The organism is Sandaracinobacter sp. (assembly GCF_041909755.1).
Lineage (GTDB): Bacteria > Pseudomonadota > Alphaproteobacteria > Sphingomonadales > Sphingomonadaceae > Sandaracinobacteroides.
The window spans coordinates 13356-30033 of the sequence record NZ_JAYRCW010000019.1; the positions used below are offsets into that span (position 1 = coordinate 13356).

Here is a 16678-nt window from a genome sequence, read left to right on the forward strand (position 1 = left end):
TGCCCGCCCACCTGCTGGAAATAGGTGAACTGCGTCACCTCCATCCCGTCGCACCAGACCTCCCAGCCCAGCCCCCAGGCGCCCAGCGTCGGGCTTTCCCAGTCATCCTCCACGAAGCGGATGTCATTCTGCTTCAGGTCGATGCCGATGGCTTCCAGACTGCCCAGATACTGCTCCAGAATGTCGTCCGGCGACGGCTTCAGGATCACCTGATACTGGTAGTAATGCTGTAGCCGGTTCGGGTTCTCGCCATAGCGCCCGTCGGACGGGCGGCGGCTGGGCTGCACATAGGCGGCCTTCCACGGCTTCGGCCCCAGCGCGCGCAGCGTAGTTGCCGGGTGAAAGGTGCCCGCGCCCATTTCCATGTCATAGGGCTGAAGGATGGCGCAGCCACGCGCCGACCAATAGGCATGCAGCGTCAGGATGATGTCCTGAAAGCAGGTTGGTTTCGTGCTCACGTGCCGCGAGTTAGCGAGTGCAGCACGAAAGGGGAAGAGGAAGAACGGCGACCGGCTGCGACACGGCGACCATGTGACAGGCCCGGTTAGCGCGGCTAGGGCGCCGCCGATGCCGTTCATGCGCACCATGATTCGCGACCGCTTCGCGCTGCTGCTGCCGGTGCTGCTGTTCGCGCTGTTCGTGCGGGCGCTGGTGCCGCAGGGCTATATGCCGGCCTCTGGCGGGGAACGGCTCGTTTCCATCCGGCTCTGCTCGGCCATGTCCGCGGGGCGCTCGGTCGATTTCGCCGTCCAGCCGGATGGCGGCAATCATGGCGAGGACGGCGGCAATTCCGCCGACATGCCTTGCGCCTTCCAGTCGCTGAGCATGATGGCCCTGGGCGCCATCCCCGCGCCTGTTGCGCTGCTCAACCTGCGCCACCTGCTTGCGCAGGGCTTTTCGGCGCCCGCGCCGATGCCAGCCGCAGGCCCGGCTTCTCTGCCCCCTCCGGCGACTGGCCCGCCCACCGTCCGCTGACAACCTGAACCCACGGCGGCCACGGCTGCCAGATCAGAGTTTTCATCGGAAGTTCCGCAATCATGAAACGCACTTCGCGCGCGTTGCGCGCCGCCATTCTTGCATCCGCCGCCTTCGCAGGTCCGGCCCTTGCCCAACAGGGTCCGGATGAAGGCCTGTCCCTTTCCGTCCGCATGGATGAAGGGCCCTCCACCCTGTCCAGCCGGCCGCTCACCACGCAGACGCTCACGCGGGACCGGCTCGATCAGCGACAGGCCGGCAGCAGCGACACCGCCGCCCTGCTGGCAGACCTGCCCGGCGTTGACGCCCGCACCGGCGGCGGCTTTTCGTCCATGCCGGTGATCCGGGGCCTGACGGAACAGCGGCTCGGCATCCTCGTGGATGGCCAGCCGATCGACAGCTCCTGCCCCAACGACATGAACACGCCGCTGTCCTACACCGATCCGCAGACGATCCAGTCCGTCAGCGTGATCACCGGCGTGTCGCCCGTCAGCCTGGGCGGGGACTCGATCGGCGGGCTGATCCGGGTGGAAAGCGCCCCGCCCCGCTTCTCAACCGGTGATGCGGCGCTCGTCACGGGCCGCGCCTCCGCCTCCTATCGCAGCAATGGCGACGGCCTTGGCGGCGCGGTCAGCCTGACGGTCGCGAACCGGCACCTCAGCGCCACCTACAGCGGATCCTACACCGAATCCGGCAACATCCGCGCCGGCGGCGATCCGGGCACCATCCATTCCACCGAATATGCCAAAACGGATCATGCCCTTGCGCTGGCCTGGCATTCGGATGCCGGGATGTTCCAGCTGAAGGGCGGATATCATTTCTCTCCGCGGGAAGGGTTTCCCAACCAGCACATGGACATGACGTCCAACCGCAGCTGGTTCCTGAACGGCCGCTATCAGGGGTCGTTCGATTGGGGCACGCTCGACGTCGCGGCCGGCTATCGGGATACCGATCATGAAATGAACTTCCTGGCCGACAAGGGCGGAACGGCGGACGGCGGCATGCCGATGAACACCGAAGTCCACAGCGCCAACGCAGCGCTGAAACTGGGTATCCCGCTTTCCACTGCGGACACGCTGCGGCTGGGCGGCGAATTCCACCACCAGTGGCTGAACGACTGGTGGCCGCCGGTGCCCGGCAGCATGATGATGGGGCCAGACACCTTCATCAATGTGAACGGCGGCACGCGGGACAGGCTGGGCCTGTTCGGGGAATGGGAATCGCGCTGGACGGACCGGTTCACGACCGTCGCCGGGCTCCGCTTCGATCAGGTGCGGATGAACACGGGCGAGGTGCAGCCCTATGGCACCGGCATGATGCAGATGACCGACGCGATGGCCGCCGCTGCCTTCAACGCAGCCGACCGCAAGCGCACCGACAGCAACTGGAGCGGTTCACTGCTGGCAAGCTGGGCGGCATCCGACGGCCTCACGCTGGAGCTGGGCTATGCCCACAAGGTCCGCTCCCCCAACCTTTACGAGCGCTACGCCTGGGGGCGGGGCAACATGTCCAGCAGCATGATCGGCTGGTATGGCGACGGCAACGGCTATGTCGGCAACCTGGACCTGAAGCCGGAACGGGCCGACACGCTGAGCGCCGCACTGGCGCTGGGCGGCAAGGCGGATGCCTGGTCGCTGAAGATCGCGCCCCACTATACCCGCGTCCACGACTATATCGACGCGAGGTTCCTGAAGGCCATGACCGACATGATGGGCATGCCGACAGGTTTCGTGCAGCTGCAGTTCGCCAATGAAGAGGCTGAATTTGTGGGAGTTGATCTGTCCGGCGCGGTCACGCTGCACAAGGGCAAGGGGCAGGATGCGACGCGGCTGACGGGCAGTTTCAGCTGGCTGCGGGGCCAGAACCTGGCCGATGATGGCCCGCTCTATCACCAGATGCCCGCCAACCTGCTGCTGGGGCTGGCGCATCGGCAGGGTGCACTGGAACTGGGTGCGGATCTCAACTGGGTCGCGGAAAAGACGCGCGTGGACGATGAACGCAACGAGCCGCAGACGGCGGCCTATGCGCTGGTCAACCTGCGGGCGGCCTACAGCCTGAAGGGCGTGCGGCTGAGCATCGAGGCCATGAACCTGTTCGACAAGGGCCATGATCTGCCGCTTGGCGGCATGTCATTGGGCGACAGGGCCGCGACGGGCGATCTCCGCCCCGTGCCCGGCGCAGGGCGCTCCGTGAACTTCGGCCTGTCCACCAGCTTCTGAGCGACCGGCCCGGTGCGCGTCCGCGCGCCGGGCCCTCAGGCCGCCAGGCTGACCGTGACCGGCGTGCCGTTCAGCGCGGCATTGCCCGAAAGCGGGTCGAAGCGCTGCCGGTCCGTCAGGTCGTTGAGGCTGACACCGGGCCGCGTGGCCGCCACCGACAGCTGCACCCCTTCGCGCCCATGGCCCCAGCCGTGCGGCAGGCTGACGGTTCCCGGCATGACCGTGTCCGTGATTTCGGCGGGGGCCGTCACAGCGCCGACCCGGCTGCTGATGGTGACGGGCTGGCCGTCCGCGATCCCCCGGGCATCGGCGTCTGCCGGGTGAATCATCAGGGTGCAGCGCTCCGGCCCCTTCAGCAGTCGCTTGGAATTGTGCAGCCAGCTGTTGTTCGAGCGGATGTGCCGGCGGCCGATCAGCAAAAGCTGGTCGGGCGCGGCTTCGGCCATGCGGGCGGCGAACCGGCCAAGTTCGGCCGGGATCGCGGCCGGAAGTGCCTTGATCCGCTTGTCCTCGTTGCACAGCCGTTCCGGCAGGCGGCCGGGCTGAAGCTCGCCCAGATCGATGCCATGGGGATGCGCCTCCACCTCGGCAAGCGTCATGCCGTGTGCGCTCTGCCGCAGCATATGATCCAGCGTATCGCGCGGGTGGCGGATGTTCGGGGCGGCTTCACCCTGCGCCACCAGCATCGCGTTGGCGACACCGGCGACGATCTCCCAGTCCGATTTCTCGTCCGCCCCCATCGGCAGCAGCGCGGGGCTGTACTTGGCATAGTTCCTGACTGCGATCGCCCCCAGCGACAGGGCGTAATGATCCTTCTGCAGCGGCCCGCAGGGCGGCAGGATGTAATGGGCGTGGCGGCTGGTTTCCGTCACATACATGTCCACGCTGACCATCAGGTCCAGCGTCTCCAGCGCAGCATCGAGCGCCTGCCCGTCCGGGCAGGAGAGGACGGGATTGCCCGCGATGGTGAACAGCGCGCGGATCTGTCCGTCGCCGGGTGTCGCGATATCCTCGGCCATGGTCACGACGGGCAGCTCGCCCATGATTTCGGCAATGCCGGAAACCCGGCTGAAGAAGCGGCCATGATTGCCGCGGCCCGCCAGCGCGACGAGGTCTACGCCGGGGTTGGAGAACATTGCCCCGCCCACGCGGTCGAGATTGCCGGTCGCGATGTTCAGCAACTGGATCAGCCAATGGTTCAGCGTGCCGAATTCCGCCGTGGACACACCCATCCGCCCATAGACGGCAGCAGGGCCGCCATTGCCCAGCCGCGCCGCGACGGCCCGGATGTCCGCTTCCGCCACGCCGCAATGGGCCGACAGCCCGGCCATGTCGAACCCGCGCAGCAGGGCGAGGGCCTCCTCGAAGCCATCCATGAAATCGCTGAGGCGGCCGGGCCGTATGGCGCCCGCTTCGTCCAGCGCCAGCAGCAGGGCGATCAGGAAGGCCGGGTCGCTGCCGGGGCGGATGAACAGGTGCCTGTCCGCCAGCTCCGCCGTTTCTGTCCGGCGCGGATCGACGACGATCAGCTGGCCGCCGCGCGCCTGAAGCTCTGCGATGCGATGGCGGATCCCCGGCACCGTCCAGACAGACCCGTTGGAGGCCATCGGATTCCCGCCGATGATCAGCATGGTTTCCGTCCGGTCGATGTCGGAAATGGGAAACAGGCTGTTGTGGCCGTACATCCACAGCTGCACCAGCTGGTGGGGGATCTGGTCCACCGTGCCGGCAGACCAGATGGCGCGCGCGCCCAGCGCGCGCTTCAGATGGCCCGTCATCATGCCGACCGAGTAATTGTGCGCCGTCGGGTTGCCGATATAGAGGCCCCCGGCGCCGCCCCGGGACCGGATCGCCACGAACCGGTCCGCGATTTCGCGGAAGGCCTGGTCCCAGCCGATCGGCACCCAATCCGCCCCCACGCGCTTCAGCGGCGTGCGCAGCCTGTCGGGGTCGGTCTGCAGGTCCGCAATCGCGGTGGCCTTGGGGCAGACATGCCCCCGGCTCAGAACATCCTCCGGGTCGCCCTTGATGGAAACGACCCGTTCGCCCTCAAGCTCGACCAGGATGCCGCAATTGGCTTCGCAGATGTGGCACGTCCGCGCCTGTGGTTTCGCCATGGTTCATTCTCCCCGCCGCCAGACTAGGCCGGCGGCGGGAAGAAGGACTAGCTGGCGCTAAAGCGAAGGTCAGGCCGCCGCGAGGCGACGATGCCTCGAAGCCGCGCCGATCATGCCGAAGCCGACGATCAGCAGCGCCCAGGTCTGCGGTTCGGGCACGGCCCCGATCGTCAGGTTGTCGATCTGGAAATAGCCGCTGGTGGCAGCGTTGCCGCCGGGCCCGAAATCGATCTGTGAAACCTGCCGCGTGGAGGTGACCCCCCAGAAGCTGCCGCCGCCGGGCAGGGCATAGAGCTGGGTTCCGCCATCGCCGAATGTGACCAGCGCCGAATAGCCCGAGTTGGCGAACACATCGAGGCCGACGCCGAACACGCCATTGCCTTCGGTCACGGAGGTGGAGGTGAAGAGCAGGCGGAAGCTGCCGTTGCAGCCCGCGCAATAGCGGCCGCCGACCACGATGTTGAGGTTGTTGAAGCCGGTGGAGACATAGTCCGTCTCGCCCAGAACGGCCGACATGGCGGCGTTGTTCTGCACGAACCCATAACCCGGGTTGCTGTAGCTGTCCGTCACGCTGGCGCCCAGCGTGTCTTCGAACGCCGTGCGGCTGGAATGGACGGTTTCGACGGCCAGCACCTGTTGGCCCATGAGGAGCGCGAACGCCCCGGCAATCGCCAGTTTGATCTGCATGAATTCGACCCTTCTGTTTCGCCTTTCGGCGCGCCCTGTTCCCGGGCAGCCTTCTCCATTTCACAGGCAAGTGGAAAAAGCCAGCGAATTCCTGTGCTTCGATTGCAAACAAGGGTTGCGCGCCCGGCGATTGCGCCGGCACGGCGCCTCCGGCCCGGTCCGCCCTGTTTCCGGGGCAGGGCCTTTTGACAGGCTGCGAAACCGCCCTCTCTTTGCCATGAACGCCGGCGAGCGAGGAACCTGCCTGCGCCCTGGGAGATTTGACGTGCATCCATTTCATCACGCCGCCAACACGCCGGACAAGCCCGCCATCATCATGGCGAACTCCGGGGCGACGCTGACCTATGCCGAACTCGAGGCCCGCTCCAACCAGGCGGCCCAGCTGTATCGCGCCTGCGGGCTGACGCGCGGCGACACCATCGCCATCTTCCTGGAAAACCATCTCGATTATCTGCCGCTTTGCTGGGGCGCCCAGCGCAGCGGCCTGATCTTCACTTGCATCTCCACCAAGCTGACGGCGGACGAAGCCGGCTATATCGTGCAGGATTGCGGGGCAAAGCTGCTGATCGCGGGCGCGACGCTTGCCGCCGTGGCAAGGGATCTGCCCGCCATCGCCCACCGCTTTTCCGTCGGCGGCGACATTCCCGGCTTCCAGCCGCTCGAGGCGGCGCTGGCGGGCCAGCCCGTCACGCGGATCGCGGATGAAAGCGCGGGCCGCGACATGCTCTATTCCAGCGGCACGACCGGCCGCCCCAAGGGCGTGATCGGGCCGCTGCCCGAAGGCCCGATCGACCAGCTGGATGCGCTGTCAGGCCTTGTCGGCATGCTCTACAGCTTTTCCGCGGACATGGTCTATCTGTCGCCCGCGCCGCTCTATCATGCCGCCCCGCTGCGCTATTGCATGAGCGTGCAGAAGTTCGGCGGCACGGTGATCGTGATGGAGAAGTTCGACGCCGAGCGGTATCTGCAACTCGTCCAGCAGCACCGGGTTACGCACAGCCAGGTGGTTCCCACCATGTTCGTGAAGATCCTGAAGCTGCCGGAAGATGTTCGCGCCAGATACGATGTGACCAGCCTGCGCGCGGTGATCCACGCCGCCGCGCCCTGCCCCGTCGCCGTGAAGGAGCAGATGATCGGCTGGTGGGGGCCGCGCATCTTCGAATATTATTCCGCCACCGAAGGATCGGGCTTCACCGCCATCAGCTCGGACGAATGGATGAGCAGGAAGGGCTCCGTGGGCAAGAGCCTGCTGGGCGAGATCCGCATCCTGGATGACGAGGGCAATATCCTGCCGCCCGGACGGGAAGGCCGCATCTATTTCCACGGCGGTCCGCCGATTTCCTATCACAACGCCCCGGAAAAGACGGCCGAAAGCCAGAACGAGCATGGCGCCACATTCGGCGACATCGGCTATGTCGATGCAGACGGCTATCTCTTCCTCACCGATCGATCCAGCTACATGATCATTTCCGGCGGCGTGAACGTCTATCCGCAGGAAACCGAGAACATCCTGGTCATGCACCCCAAGGTCGCCGACGTGGCGGTGATCGGCGTGCCAAACGAGGAACTGGGCGAGGAAGTGAAGGCCGTGGTGCAGCCGCGGGACTGGGCCGACGCCGGGCCGGATCTCGCCGCCGAGCTGATCGAGTTCGCCCGCGCCCACCTCAGCCACATCAAATGCCCCCGGTCGGTGGATTTCGACCCGGAGCTGCCCCGGCACGACACGGGCAAGCTCTACAAGCGGCTTGTGAAGGATCGCTACTGGCCCAAAAAGGCGGGATGATAAGAATCATCCGGCAGGCGCTGGTCTGCCTTTCGCTGCTGATCCTGCCGGCCGGTCTTGCCCAGGCGCAGAAGGCACCGCCACCGAAGCCGGAAGTGCCGGCGCTGTGGCAACTGGAGCTGGGCAAATCCCGCGCCTACCTGTTCGGAACCGTTCACGCCCTGCCGCGCGGGGTGGACTGGTTCAGGCCGCATGTGGTTTCCGCGCTGGATCAATCCACGCGGCTGGTGCTGGAAACGGAAGTGCCGGACAACTCCGCCGCCATGATGCCGGTGATCCTGAAGCTGACCCGGCTGCCGGCTGCACGTCCGCTGCCTGATCGGGTGCCGGCCGAATGGCTGCCCACGCTCAACCGGGCGCTGGATCGGCTGAAGCCCGGCCCGCTGGACTGGACGAAAACCTGGTTCGTCGCGCTCACGCTCTCCAATCTTCAGGCGATGGCGGACGGCGTCGACCCCCGGATCGGGGTGGAGGCCGTGCTGACAGAGCGGGCCCGGATGAAGGGCATTCCGATCACGGCGCTCGAAACGGCCGAGGAACAGCTGATCAACTTCGACGCCCTTTCCGAAGCGGACCAGCAGCTGCTGCTGGTGTCGTCGCTGTCGGAACTGGACAATTCCCGGGGCCGGATGTCGCTGCTGATCGGGGACTGGCTGCTGGGCAACACCGATGCGCTGGCCGACAGGGTGAATTCCGATTTCGAACGATCCCCCATGCTGAAGCGCATGCTGGTGGAGGACCGGAATGCCCGCTGGGCAGACTGGATCGCGAAGCAGATGAAGGCCGATGCCGGGCCGATGTTCATCGCCGTCGGGGCCGGGCACATGGCCGGAAAGGGCAGCCTGATCGAGGATCTCGAACGGCAGGGCATCAAGGTAAGCCGGGTTGTGCCGGCCCCGCCCGCGCGGAGGAAAAAAAGATGAAGGCCGAAGCGCAACCGCTTCGGCCTTCCCGTCCAGGTCGTCGGCTGGGAACGACTAGCTGGCGACCATAGCCTGACCGTTGCGACGGCGGGCCGCCACGCCGACCAGTCCGAAGCCCATGATCAGCATGGCCCAGGTCGCCGGCTCGGGAACGCCTTCCACGGCGTCGCTGTACAGAACGACCTTGCCTTGCAGATAGGCCTTGTTCGACCTTTCTTCCTTGGTGAGGAAGGCCGTGGCCGGATCGTCGCCCACCAGGAAGCCCACGACATCGAGGGCGTATTTCAGGCCGCCGATCTCGAAGAAGTCGGACTGGCTGTTGAAGTTCACCAGCACCCTGTCGGCGCAGCCATTGCTGTTCACGCCCTGGTTGTTGGCGCCGCCGAATGCGCAGGGGTTCGCGGAATTCGGGGTTTCGGTGTGGCTGAAGTTATAGACGAAGCTCACATTCTTCAGGAACGCTCCATCCAGCTTCACATCGGTGTTGAACGTCAGCGTCACGCCGGAAATGCCGGAACCCGCACCGATCGGGTAGTTCTGGTGCCGGAACTCCGCGATGTTGGCGACGGCCGAGCCGCTGGGCGGCAGAACGGTCAGGCCGGGAATGGAGATCGCCTTGAAGTCGTAACCGGATTGCGGATCATTGTGGCCGACATCGCCCCAGCGGATCTTTGCGTTTCCCGTTCCGTTGCCGCTGTACGAGATATCGTCCCCGCCGATCGGGTCGGACCAGGTGCCCTTGATGTTCTCGAACGTCACCACTGCGGCGGACGCGGGAACGGCAATTGCAGCCGCAACTGCGGCAGCAAGGATTGTACGCATGAAAATAGCCCCTGTTTCGGGGAGCCATGCCCTCCATGGCCCCTTCGTCACCCATCGCAGGCGCAGGCTGTGCCCGAAACTGTGAAAGACAGTTAAGTTACGGAAATTCAGTTAATTTCCGTTGACATTCCGTTGCTACAACCATCCGGCGGCCATCGCCGCCAGTTCTTCCTGCGGCGCGGAAAAACGGCTTCGGCGCCCCGCGGGCGGGGGCGCGGACACGCCGGTGAAGGCCCATGCGACCGACGTGCCGGCCCGCGGATCCACGATCAGCGCGGATTCCAGCCCATAGGCGTCGCCCAGATGGCCGCACCCCGTCAGCGGTTCGGGGCTGAGCGGCTGATCCCCCCCGGCAAGCCCCGTTCCCGACAGGCAGTGCAGCCCCCCTTCAGACCAGAATTGCATCAGCCCCGGGTCGGTTTCCTCGCCCTCCCCCACGGCCTTCACGCGGACGGCACGGAACAGGCTGGCGCGCGTGGCGGGCTTCAGGAAGGGGTCGTCGCGCAGCAGCGCCAGCCCCAGGCGTGCAAGGTCGTCCAGCGAAATGCGCAACCCGCCCTGCGGGCTGAACAAACCGCCATTGGTGCCGGGCACATAGGATCTGATGTCGCAGTGCCCTCCTTCGGGAAGCCGTACGGTGCAGGCTTCGGGCGGCCGCCTGTCGTCGATCTGCGCGATCCACGGTCCGGCTGCGTCCCATGGCCCGGCGTCGGATGGCGCCTTCCGGTACAGCACCGCCCCGGCCCGCACCGTCGCCTCCGTACAGCCGGACCAGTTGTAGCAGGCATCGATGCCCAGCGGCTCCAGCACCAGCCGCCTGGCGGCCCTGTCGAACCGCTCTCCGGTCACCGCTTCGACGACTTCGCCCAGGATCGCCTGGTTCAGATTGGCATAGTCGAACCCGGCGCCGGGCTTCCGCTTCGAAAAGCTCGCCGGCCCCACCAGGTCGCGCAGCCGCTCTCCCAGCGGAACGAAATACCCGCCTGTATCCGACAGCGAGCTTTCATGCCGCATCATCTGCCGGATGCTGATCGGGCTATCCGGGAAATCCGGGTTGCGAAGCCGCCACCCGAGATAGCGGGAGACATCTGCATCCAGATCGATGCGCCCCGCATCCGCAAGCCGGTGCAACGCCAGTGCAACCACCAGCTTCGAAACTGATGCAATCCGCACGGGCGTCGCACTGGTGAAGGGCCTCTGCGTTCGGCCATCGGCCGACAGTTCCGCGGCCCCCTCCGCCCGGGCCATGCGCCCGCCCGCCCGGTCGACCGCCACGATTCCATAGGCCGGAACTTCGATCCCACCGAGAACCGGCGATCCGCCAGCGCAGGCCGGGGCCGCCAGCATCAGGCCGAACGCAGCGAGGCCTGCTCTAAGCCGCAATCGGCTCCGCCTCCACGCTCCAGCGCGACAGTTGCTCCTGCACCTCGCCCGGGTGCAGGCCGAAATCCTCCAGCCGATAGCGGTGGCTGGCAAACCGATGGTCACGCGCGGCCCGCTCGACATAGCGGGTCATGGCGGCAAGTGTCGCAGGCGTCAGATCCCGCCCGAGGAACGCATAGGTCCGGGCGATGGCCGCCCGCCAGTCGGCGTTCACCTCGCCATAGGTCAGGTCGAACTGAAGCCGCGCAGGGATCTGCGCCCGCACCGCCGAAACGGTCGCCAGCCTGTGGCCGGTCTTGTGCAGCCATTCCCGCCCGATCCAGTGCGGGTCCACATCATCTGACTGGATGACCATCTGGTTCCAGGCGAGGCTGGCGCCAGAGGCGACCAGCTGCACCGGATCGCGGTGCAGGAACAACAGGGGAGAATCCGGGAACACGGCATGCAGCGCGACAATATCCTGCATGTGCTGCGGCGTCTTCAGCACATAGGGCTTCGACGGGTCCGCGCCTTCAAACCAGGTCCTCAGCTTCAGCAGCAGCAGCATGCGGCGATAGGCCGGCGTCTGGTCCGTCGCCTCGCAGTGGCGTGCGAAGGACGGCACCCTGCGCTGGGCTTCGATCATCGCGCTGGACAGGGATTGGTCCAGCAAGCCCAGTTCCTCGTCCACCTCCAGCGGCCCAGTGGGGTGAACCTTCAGGATGGCCGGATTGATCGATGCCAGAAGCCCCAGGATGAGCCGGGATTGCAGGATGCGCGGATCGGCCCGCCCACGGCTGCGCGCACGGAAGCATCGCGGCGAAGGCACGGGCGCCTGCGCCTCGAAGAAGCGCAGCGCATTGAAGCCCGGATCGCCGGCCAGCAGGCGCTGGATCCGTGTCGTGCCGGATCGCATGGACCCGACCACGAAGATGGGCGGCGCCAGCTCGATCCGTTCGATTTCGGGATGATCGGCCAGGATCGCATCCATCCACAGCCGTTCCTTCATCACCTTCAGCAGCGACCCGTGCGAGACGAGCCGCCCGAAGTCCGTCAGCCGCGCCTCTTCGTGCAGGGCGGGCAGCAGCAGGGAGAGCTGGGCTTCGAAGACATCCCTGTCATGGCTGTCGCGGCTCAGCCCCGTGTCCGCTTCCGCCATGGCGCGCAGCCGTTCGGGGCAAAGATCGACAGGCTGGGACAGCCCGTGCGACCAGGCCGCGTTCAGCGTCCCCATCATCAACTTCAGGTGAAGGGGGCGAAAATGGCTTGCGGGGGGCAGCGAAGTCATGTGCATTTACCGCCGCAGGCCTTAGGGGCCGAAGCAGGCAAATGAAAGGCAAATGGCGTGAACATCAGGGCAATTGCGGTGGTATCGGTGCTGGCGATCGGGCTTCCGGGGTGCGTAACGGCGATCAAGCAGCGTGAAGTCAACTCTGCGCTGACCGATGTGGGCTTCACGCAGGAGGATGCGCGGTGTCTCGCCCGTCAGGCCAGCCGCAACCTGTCCATCAGCCAGCTCCGCTCGCTGCAACGCGCCGCCGGCTCCCTGCAACAGCCGATCCGCGAAATGCCGGTGGGCGACGTGATCGACAACATCCGGGCGCATGTCGATCCCGAAACGCTGCAGGCGGTGGGCCGGATGGCGGCGGATTGCGCGCGGGCCCGCACCGGCGCTAATGGCGGCTGATGCGCAAGATCCTCGTTTCCGCCGTCCTGCCCCTGCTGGTCACCGCCTGCGCCACCACGAAGGAGGCGCAGGTCAGGTCCGCGCTGATGGACGCCGGGCTGAGCGACCCCATGGCGAGCTGCATGGCCGAGCCGATGGGCAAGGAACTGTCCGTCAGTCAGTTGCGGTCGCTTCAGCGGGTGTCCAAGCTGATGAACACCTCGCCATCGAAGATGACGCAACGGCAGGTGATGGACCTGCTGAAGCGGGATCTCGATCCGGAAACCGTCGGGGTCGTGGTGCGCGCCGGGTTCGGCTGCTTCGTTCGCGGCTGAGGGGTCAGGGCTGATTGTAGCGACGGATGGACTTCCTCAGCCGGACAGGCGCCGGCTGCGATTTGTCCTCCCGCTGACGTTCCTGCATTGCGAACACCACAACGCCGGTTCCGGCCGCCGCCAACAGCAGCATCGTCGACAGGGCAGCGGTATCCAGCGTGAGCGGGGTTGCAGCCTGCGCGGCCCCGGCCAGCGACAGGGCGAACAGCCCCGCGATCGGGCGAATGAACATCGGTTTGGCTTTCCAAATATTGCTTCACCGCAATGTTTGGCAAGAACCGTGCCATTCGCCCTTCGCCTGTGCCGCCAGCCACATTTCCGTCCGGAAATGTAAGATATTCCGACAACGCCGGGGCGGTTAAGGTTTCCGGGCCTAGCTGTAGCGGAATTCCGCCCCTTCCAGATCGATCGCCGGAATCTCGTTGCGCTCGGCATAATAATCCTGGTTGTGCATCCATTCCGGCTTGTCGCCGCGCTTGGGCAGCAGGTGCATGCCGCGCATCAGATAGCCGGGATTGAAGTTGTCCGGGTCCATCCAGGGCAGCAGCGGCATTCCCTTGTCTTCCGGACGCAGCGCCACTTCCACGCGGGTCGCCCCCTTCGCCTTCATGGTCTGCAGCAGCTTCGCCACGAAATCCCCCAGAAGATCGACGCGGAGGGTCCAGCTGGCGCGGAAATAGCCCATCACCCACACCAGGTTCGGCACGCCGGTGAACATCATGCCGCGATAGGTAATCGTATCGGCGAAGTTCACGGGCTTGCCGTTCACCACGAAATCGATGTCGCCGGTGATGCACAGGTTGAACCCGGTCGCCGTGATGATCACGTCGGCTTCCAGCTCCTCGCCGGATTTCAGCAGGATCCCCTTTTCGGTGAAGCGCTCAATATGGTCGGTCACCACGCTCGCCTTGCCGGCGGCGATGCCCTGGAACAGGTCGCCATCCGGCAGGAAGGCCACGCGCTGCTGCCAGGGGCGATAGCTGGGAGTGAAGTGCTTTGCGATGTCGAAGTCGGGCGGCAGGAACATGCGCGCCGCTTCCAGCAGCTCCGCCTTCACGCCTTCCGGCTCTTCCATCGCCCGGCGGGTCATCTCGCCATGATCGTGCAGGATCTTGCGGCGCACGATCTCGTGGATCCAGTTTTCGTCGATCTCCAGCTGCCGCAGCGTATCGGCCAGCTCGTTGGCGTTCGGGCTGGGGAAGAACCAGGTGGGCGACCGCTGCAGCAGCGTCACATGGGCGCAGCTGTCCGCGATCGCGGGCACCAGCGTCGCCGCCGTCGCGCCGGAACCGATCACCACCACCTTCTTGCCCTTCAGGTCCAGATTTTCGGGCCATGTCTGGGGATGGATGATGGGGCCCTTGAAGCTCTCCATGCCGGGCCATTCGGGCGTATAGCCCTTCTCGTGCCGGTAATAGCCCTGGCACATCCACAGGAAGTTGGCGGTCACGGTGAAGGGCTTGCCATCGGCCGTGCCGCTCACGGTCCAGCTGCGATCCGCATCCGACCAGCTCGCGCGCTCGATCCGGTGACCATAGCGGATATGGCCGTCGATGCCGTTTTCGTTGATCACCTCGCCCATATATTTCAGGATTTCAGCCGCCGAGGCGATCGGCGGACCCACCCACGGCTTGAAGCGATAGCCGAACGTGTAGAGATCGGAATCGGACCGGATGCCTGGATATTTGTGCGTCTCCCAGGTGCCGCCGAACGTGTCCTTCGATTCGAGGATCACGAAGCTGCGATCCGGCGCCTGTTTCTGCAAATGCCAGGCGGCGCCAATTCCGGAAATCCCGGCGCCTACGATCAGCACATCGAAATCCGCAACGGCCGCCGAACCAGCGGGTCGTTCCTTCACCTGGGTTGCCATGTCCTGCCTCTCCCGATCTTGTTGTCGGGGATAGTGCGCCCATGGCGGGCGGCGGCCTTGATCCCGGTCAAGCCGGGAGGCTCGCCTTTTCGGGAGGAAATCAGGGGTCGGTGGCGATCACGGTCGTGGATCTGCCCGCCGCCCCGCCATTCAACCCGCCATGCGTCGCAAGAACGGTGGTGCCAGGCCCGATCACGGAACGGACCAGCCGGTTGAAATCCTCCGGCAGGCTGATCGCCTGCATCGCGGTCCGCTCGTCGATCTGGCCCTTTTCCGCCTGATAGCCAGGCAGTGGAATATAGATCCATCGGCTGGTGCCATCCGGGTTGGCGCCTGCATATTGCAGCGCGCGCGTGCCGATCTCGAAGCCGTCCGCGATCTGCACCTTGCTGCGGCCGATCTCCACCCCGTTGCGGAACACGATCACCCGTTCATTGTCGGTCGACAGCACGATGGTGACCGGGCCGGAAGGGGCCTTCTCCGGCGTCCAGCGCCAGTTCTCCTCCTTCGAAAGCCGCCGCAGGCTGGGATCGTCGGCCACCCCCTTCGGCGTGACGGGCGCAAGGAAGGCGTTGGTGTCGGCGACTTCCGGGGTCACCTCCCTGTCGGTCACCACAACCGTCATCCCCATGGACGATGCCTCGAACAGTTGCTTCGAAAACGCCATCGGCATGCGGATGCAGCCGTGGCTCGCCGGATAGCCGGGCAGGTTGCCGGCGTGCAGGGCGATGCCGTCCCATGTCAGCCGCTGCATGTAAGGCATGGGCGCGTTGTTATAGAGGTTGGACTTGTGATCCTTGTTCTTCTGCAGGATCGTGAAGATGCCCGTCGGCGTCTTGTGTCCGGCCTTTCCCGTGGAAACCGTCGTCACCCCGATGCGCACGCCATTGCGATACACGAACGCCCGCTGTGTCGGCAGATGCACGATCACCGTCATCGGGCCTTCAGGCGCAAGGTCGCCGTTCCAGATGAACTGCCCGGGCTTCAGATCCGCCACATCGGTATCGATGGACGACGAGGATTGCGCACCCTGCGCGAAGGCCGGGGCAGCCAGGGCGAGCGCCGCAGCGAGAAGGATGACAGGCTTCACGAACGATGTCCCTGGCCGATTTCGCGCGCGGTTCAGGTCGCTCCCGCCATGGCTCAATGCGCCAGGGCTTTCACGATCTCATCCGTCATCTTCTTCGCATCCCCCAGCAACATCATGGTGTTGTCCATGTAGAACACGTCATTGTCCACCCCGGCATAGCCGACGCCGCCCATGCTCCGCTTCACGAACAGCACGGTCTTTGCCTTCCACACCTCCAGCACGGGCATGCCATAGATGGGGCTGGACTTGTCCGTCTGCGCGGCCGGGTTCGTCACATCGTTGGCGCCGATCACGAAGGCGACATCGGCCTGCGCGAACTCGCTGTTGATGTCCTCCAGCTCGAACACCTCGTCATAGGGCACATTCGCTTCGGCCAGCAGCACGTTCATGTGCCCCGGCATCCGCCCCGCCACCGGGTGGATGGCATATTTCACCTCCACCCCCTCCTTCTTCAGCGTGTCCGCCATCTCGCGCAGCGTATGTTGCGCCTGGGAAACCGCCATGCCGTAACCGGGCACGATGATGATCTTCTCGGCATTCTTCATGATGAAGGCCGCATCGTCGGCGCTGCCGCGCTTCCACGGACGATCGGTCTTGGCGGCACCGCCCGAGGCAGCCGCCTCCGCCCCGAAGCCGCCGGCGATCACCGAGATGAAGCTGCGGTTCATCGCCTTGCACATGATGTAGGACAGGATCGCGCCCGACGATCCCACCAGTGCGCCTGTGATGATCATCGCCGTGTTCTGCAGCGTGAAACCCATGGCCGCCGCCGCCCAGCCGGAATAGCTGTTCAGCATCGAAACGACGACCGGCATGTCCGCCCCGCCGA

Annotated in this window: 16 protein-coding genes; 6 read left to right on the top strand and 10 right to left on the bottom strand. The window is 65.6% G+C overall.

Annotation, left to right across the window (positions count from 1 at the left end; all coding sequences use genetic code 11):
* The coding region (locus ACE3O8_RS04515) for a glycine--tRNA ligase subunit alpha (RefSeq protein WP_374387259.1) at window positions 1-458 on the bottom strand (458 nt) is incomplete at its 3' end.
* Between the two features lie 109 nt (window positions 459-567).
* Between ACE3O8_RS04515 and ACE3O8_RS04520 the strand changes: the two genes are divergently transcribed.
* Window positions 568-975 carry a hypothetical protein gene (locus tag ACE3O8_RS04520; protein ID WP_374387231.1) on the top strand — a complete coding sequence of 136 codons (408 nt, stop codon included), beginning with the start codon at window positions 568-570 and terminating at the stop codon, window positions 973-975.
* 62 nt (window positions 976-1037) lie between these two features.
* Window positions 1038-3194, top strand: a complete 2157-nt coding sequence (locus ACE3O8_RS04525) for a TonB-dependent receptor plug domain-containing protein (RefSeq protein ID WP_374387233.1) — start codon at window positions 1038-1040, stop codon at window positions 3192-3194.
* Window positions 3195-3229: 35 nt separating this feature from the next.
* On the opposite strand, the gene ACE3O8_RS04530 is transcribed toward ACE3O8_RS04525, so the two are convergent.
* Window positions 3230-5311 (bottom strand): molybdopterin oxidoreductase family protein, encoded by a 2082-nt coding sequence (locus ACE3O8_RS04530; RefSeq protein ID WP_374387235.1) that lies wholly within the window; start codon window positions 5309-5311, stop codon window positions 3230-3232.
* A 69-nt stretch (window positions 5312-5380) separates the two neighbouring features.
* Entirely contained in the window at window positions 5381-5998 is a 618-nt protein-coding gene (locus tag ACE3O8_RS04535; RefSeq protein WP_374387237.1) for a PEPxxWA-CTERM sorting domain-containing protein, read from the bottom strand.
* Between the two features lie 265 nt (window positions 5999-6263).
* On the opposite strand from ACE3O8_RS04535, the gene ACE3O8_RS04540 reads away from it, so the two are divergent.
* On the top strand, window positions 6264-7781 hold the full coding sequence (locus ACE3O8_RS04540) for an AMP-binding protein (protein WP_374387239.1): 1518 nt from the start codon (window positions 6264-6266) through the stop codon (window positions 7779-7781).
* Window positions 7778-8704 (top strand): TraB/GumN family protein, encoded by a 927-nt coding sequence (locus tag ACE3O8_RS04545; protein WP_374387241.1) that lies wholly within the window; start codon window positions 7778-7780, stop codon window positions 8702-8704. Before ACE3O8_RS04540 ends, ACE3O8_RS04545 begins: the two co-directional genes overlap by 4 nt.
* Before the next feature lie 54 nt (window positions 8705-8758).
* On the opposite strand, the gene ACE3O8_RS04550 is transcribed toward ACE3O8_RS04545, so the two are convergent.
* The 3 genes from ACE3O8_RS04550 to ACE3O8_RS04560 form a co-directional block, all read right to left on the bottom strand.
* On the bottom strand, window positions 8759-9526 hold the full coding sequence (locus ACE3O8_RS04550; RefSeq protein ID WP_374387243.1) for a THxN family PEP-CTERM protein: 768 nt from the start codon (window positions 9524-9526) through the stop codon (window positions 8759-8761).
* Window positions 9527-9661: 135 nt separating this feature from the next.
* Window positions 9662-10873 carry a serine hydrolase domain-containing protein gene (locus ACE3O8_RS04555; RefSeq protein WP_374387245.1) on the bottom strand — a complete coding sequence of 404 codons (1212 nt, stop codon included), beginning with the start codon at window positions 10871-10873 and terminating at the stop codon, window positions 9662-9664.
* A gap of 25 nt (window positions 10874-10898) precedes the next feature.
* Window positions 10899-12122: a sulfotransferase gene (locus tag ACE3O8_RS04560; protein ID WP_374387246.1), complete on the bottom strand. Its 1224-nt coding sequence runs from the start codon at window positions 12120-12122 to the stop codon at window positions 10899-10901.
* Window positions 12123-12233: 111 nt separating this feature from the next.
* Here ACE3O8_RS04560 and ACE3O8_RS04565 point away from each other — a divergent pair, with 111 nt between their 5' ends.
* Both ACE3O8_RS04565 and ACE3O8_RS04570 read left to right on the top strand, forming a co-directional pair.
* Window positions 12234-12575, top strand: coding sequence for a hypothetical protein (locus ACE3O8_RS04565; protein ID WP_374387247.1), 342 nt, complete (start codon window positions 12234-12236; stop codon window positions 12573-12575).
* Window positions 12575-12889, top strand: coding sequence for a hypothetical protein (locus tag ACE3O8_RS04570; RefSeq protein WP_374387249.1), 315 nt, complete (start codon window positions 12575-12577; stop codon window positions 12887-12889). The genes ACE3O8_RS04565 and ACE3O8_RS04570 overlap by 1 nt, the downstream gene beginning before the upstream one ends.
* A gap of 4 nt (window positions 12890-12893) precedes the next feature.
* Here the strand turns inward: ACE3O8_RS04570 and ACE3O8_RS04575 are convergent, their stop codons facing one another.
* The 4 genes from ACE3O8_RS04575 to ACE3O8_RS04590 all read right to left on the bottom strand — a co-directional run.
* Window positions 12894-13121, bottom strand: a complete 228-nt coding sequence (locus tag ACE3O8_RS04575; RefSeq protein WP_374387251.1) for a hypothetical protein — start codon at window positions 13119-13121, stop codon at window positions 12894-12896.
* A 141-nt stretch (window positions 13122-13262) separates the two neighbouring features.
* Window positions 13263-14759: a flavin-containing monooxygenase gene (locus ACE3O8_RS04580; RefSeq protein WP_374387253.1), complete on the bottom strand. Its 1497-nt coding sequence runs from the start codon at window positions 14757-14759 to the stop codon at window positions 13263-13265.
* Window positions 14760-14859: 100 nt separating this feature from the next.
* The gene (locus ACE3O8_RS04585; protein WP_374387255.1) at window positions 14860-15849 is read right to left on the bottom strand and encodes a L,D-transpeptidase; all 990 of its coding nucleotides are present in this window, start codon (window positions 15847-15849) and stop codon (window positions 14860-14862) included.
* Between the two features lie 53 nt (window positions 15850-15902).
* Window positions 15903-16678, bottom strand: a 776-nt coding sequence (locus ACE3O8_RS04590; protein WP_374387257.1) for an NAD(P)(+) transhydrogenase (Re/Si-specific) subunit beta, incomplete at its 5' end; no start/stop codon positions are given.

Bases quoted from the DNA above. Each gene is read 5' to 3' on its own strand.
- ACE3O8_RS04520 (WP_374387231.1), top strand. From the start codon at position 568: ATGCCGTTCATGCGCACCATGATTCGCGACCGCTTCGCGCTGCTGCTG.
- ACE3O8_RS04525 (WP_374387233.1), top strand. From the start codon at position 1,038: ATGAAACGCACTTCGCGCGCGTTGCGCGCCGCCATTCTTGCATCCGCC.
- ACE3O8_RS04530 (WP_374387235.1), bottom strand. From the start codon at position 5,311: ATGGCGAAACCACAGGCGCGGACGTGCCACATCTGCGAAGCCAATTGC.
- ACE3O8_RS04535 (WP_374387237.1), bottom strand. From the start codon at position 5,998: ATGCAGATCAAACTGGCGATTGCCGGGGCGTTCGCGCTCCTCATGGGC.
- ACE3O8_RS04545 (WP_374387241.1), top strand. From the start codon at position 7,778: ATGATAAGAATCATCCGGCAGGCGCTGGTCTGCCTTTCGCTGCTGATC.
- ACE3O8_RS04550 (WP_374387243.1), bottom strand. From the start codon at position 9,526: ATGCGTACAATCCTTGCTGCCGCAGTTGCGGCTGCAATTGCCGTTCCC.
- ACE3O8_RS04555 (WP_374387245.1), bottom strand. From the start codon at position 10,873: ATGCTGGCGGCCCCGGCCTGCGCTGGCGGATCGCCGGTTCTCGGTGGG.
- ACE3O8_RS04560 (WP_374387246.1), bottom strand. From the start codon at position 12,122: ATGGGGACGCTGAACGCGGCCTGGTCGCACGGGCTGTCCCAGCCTGTC.
- ACE3O8_RS04570 (WP_374387249.1), top strand. From the start codon at position 12,575: ATGCGCAAGATCCTCGTTTCCGCCGTCCTGCCCCTGCTGGTCACCGCC.
- ACE3O8_RS04575 (WP_374387251.1), bottom strand. From the start codon at position 13,121: ATGTTCATTCGCCCGATCGCGGGGCTGTTCGCCCTGTCGCTGGCCGGG.
- ACE3O8_RS04580 (WP_374387253.1), bottom strand. From the start codon at position 14,759: ATGGCAACCCAGGTGAAGGAACGACCCGCTGGTTCGGCGGCCGTTGCG.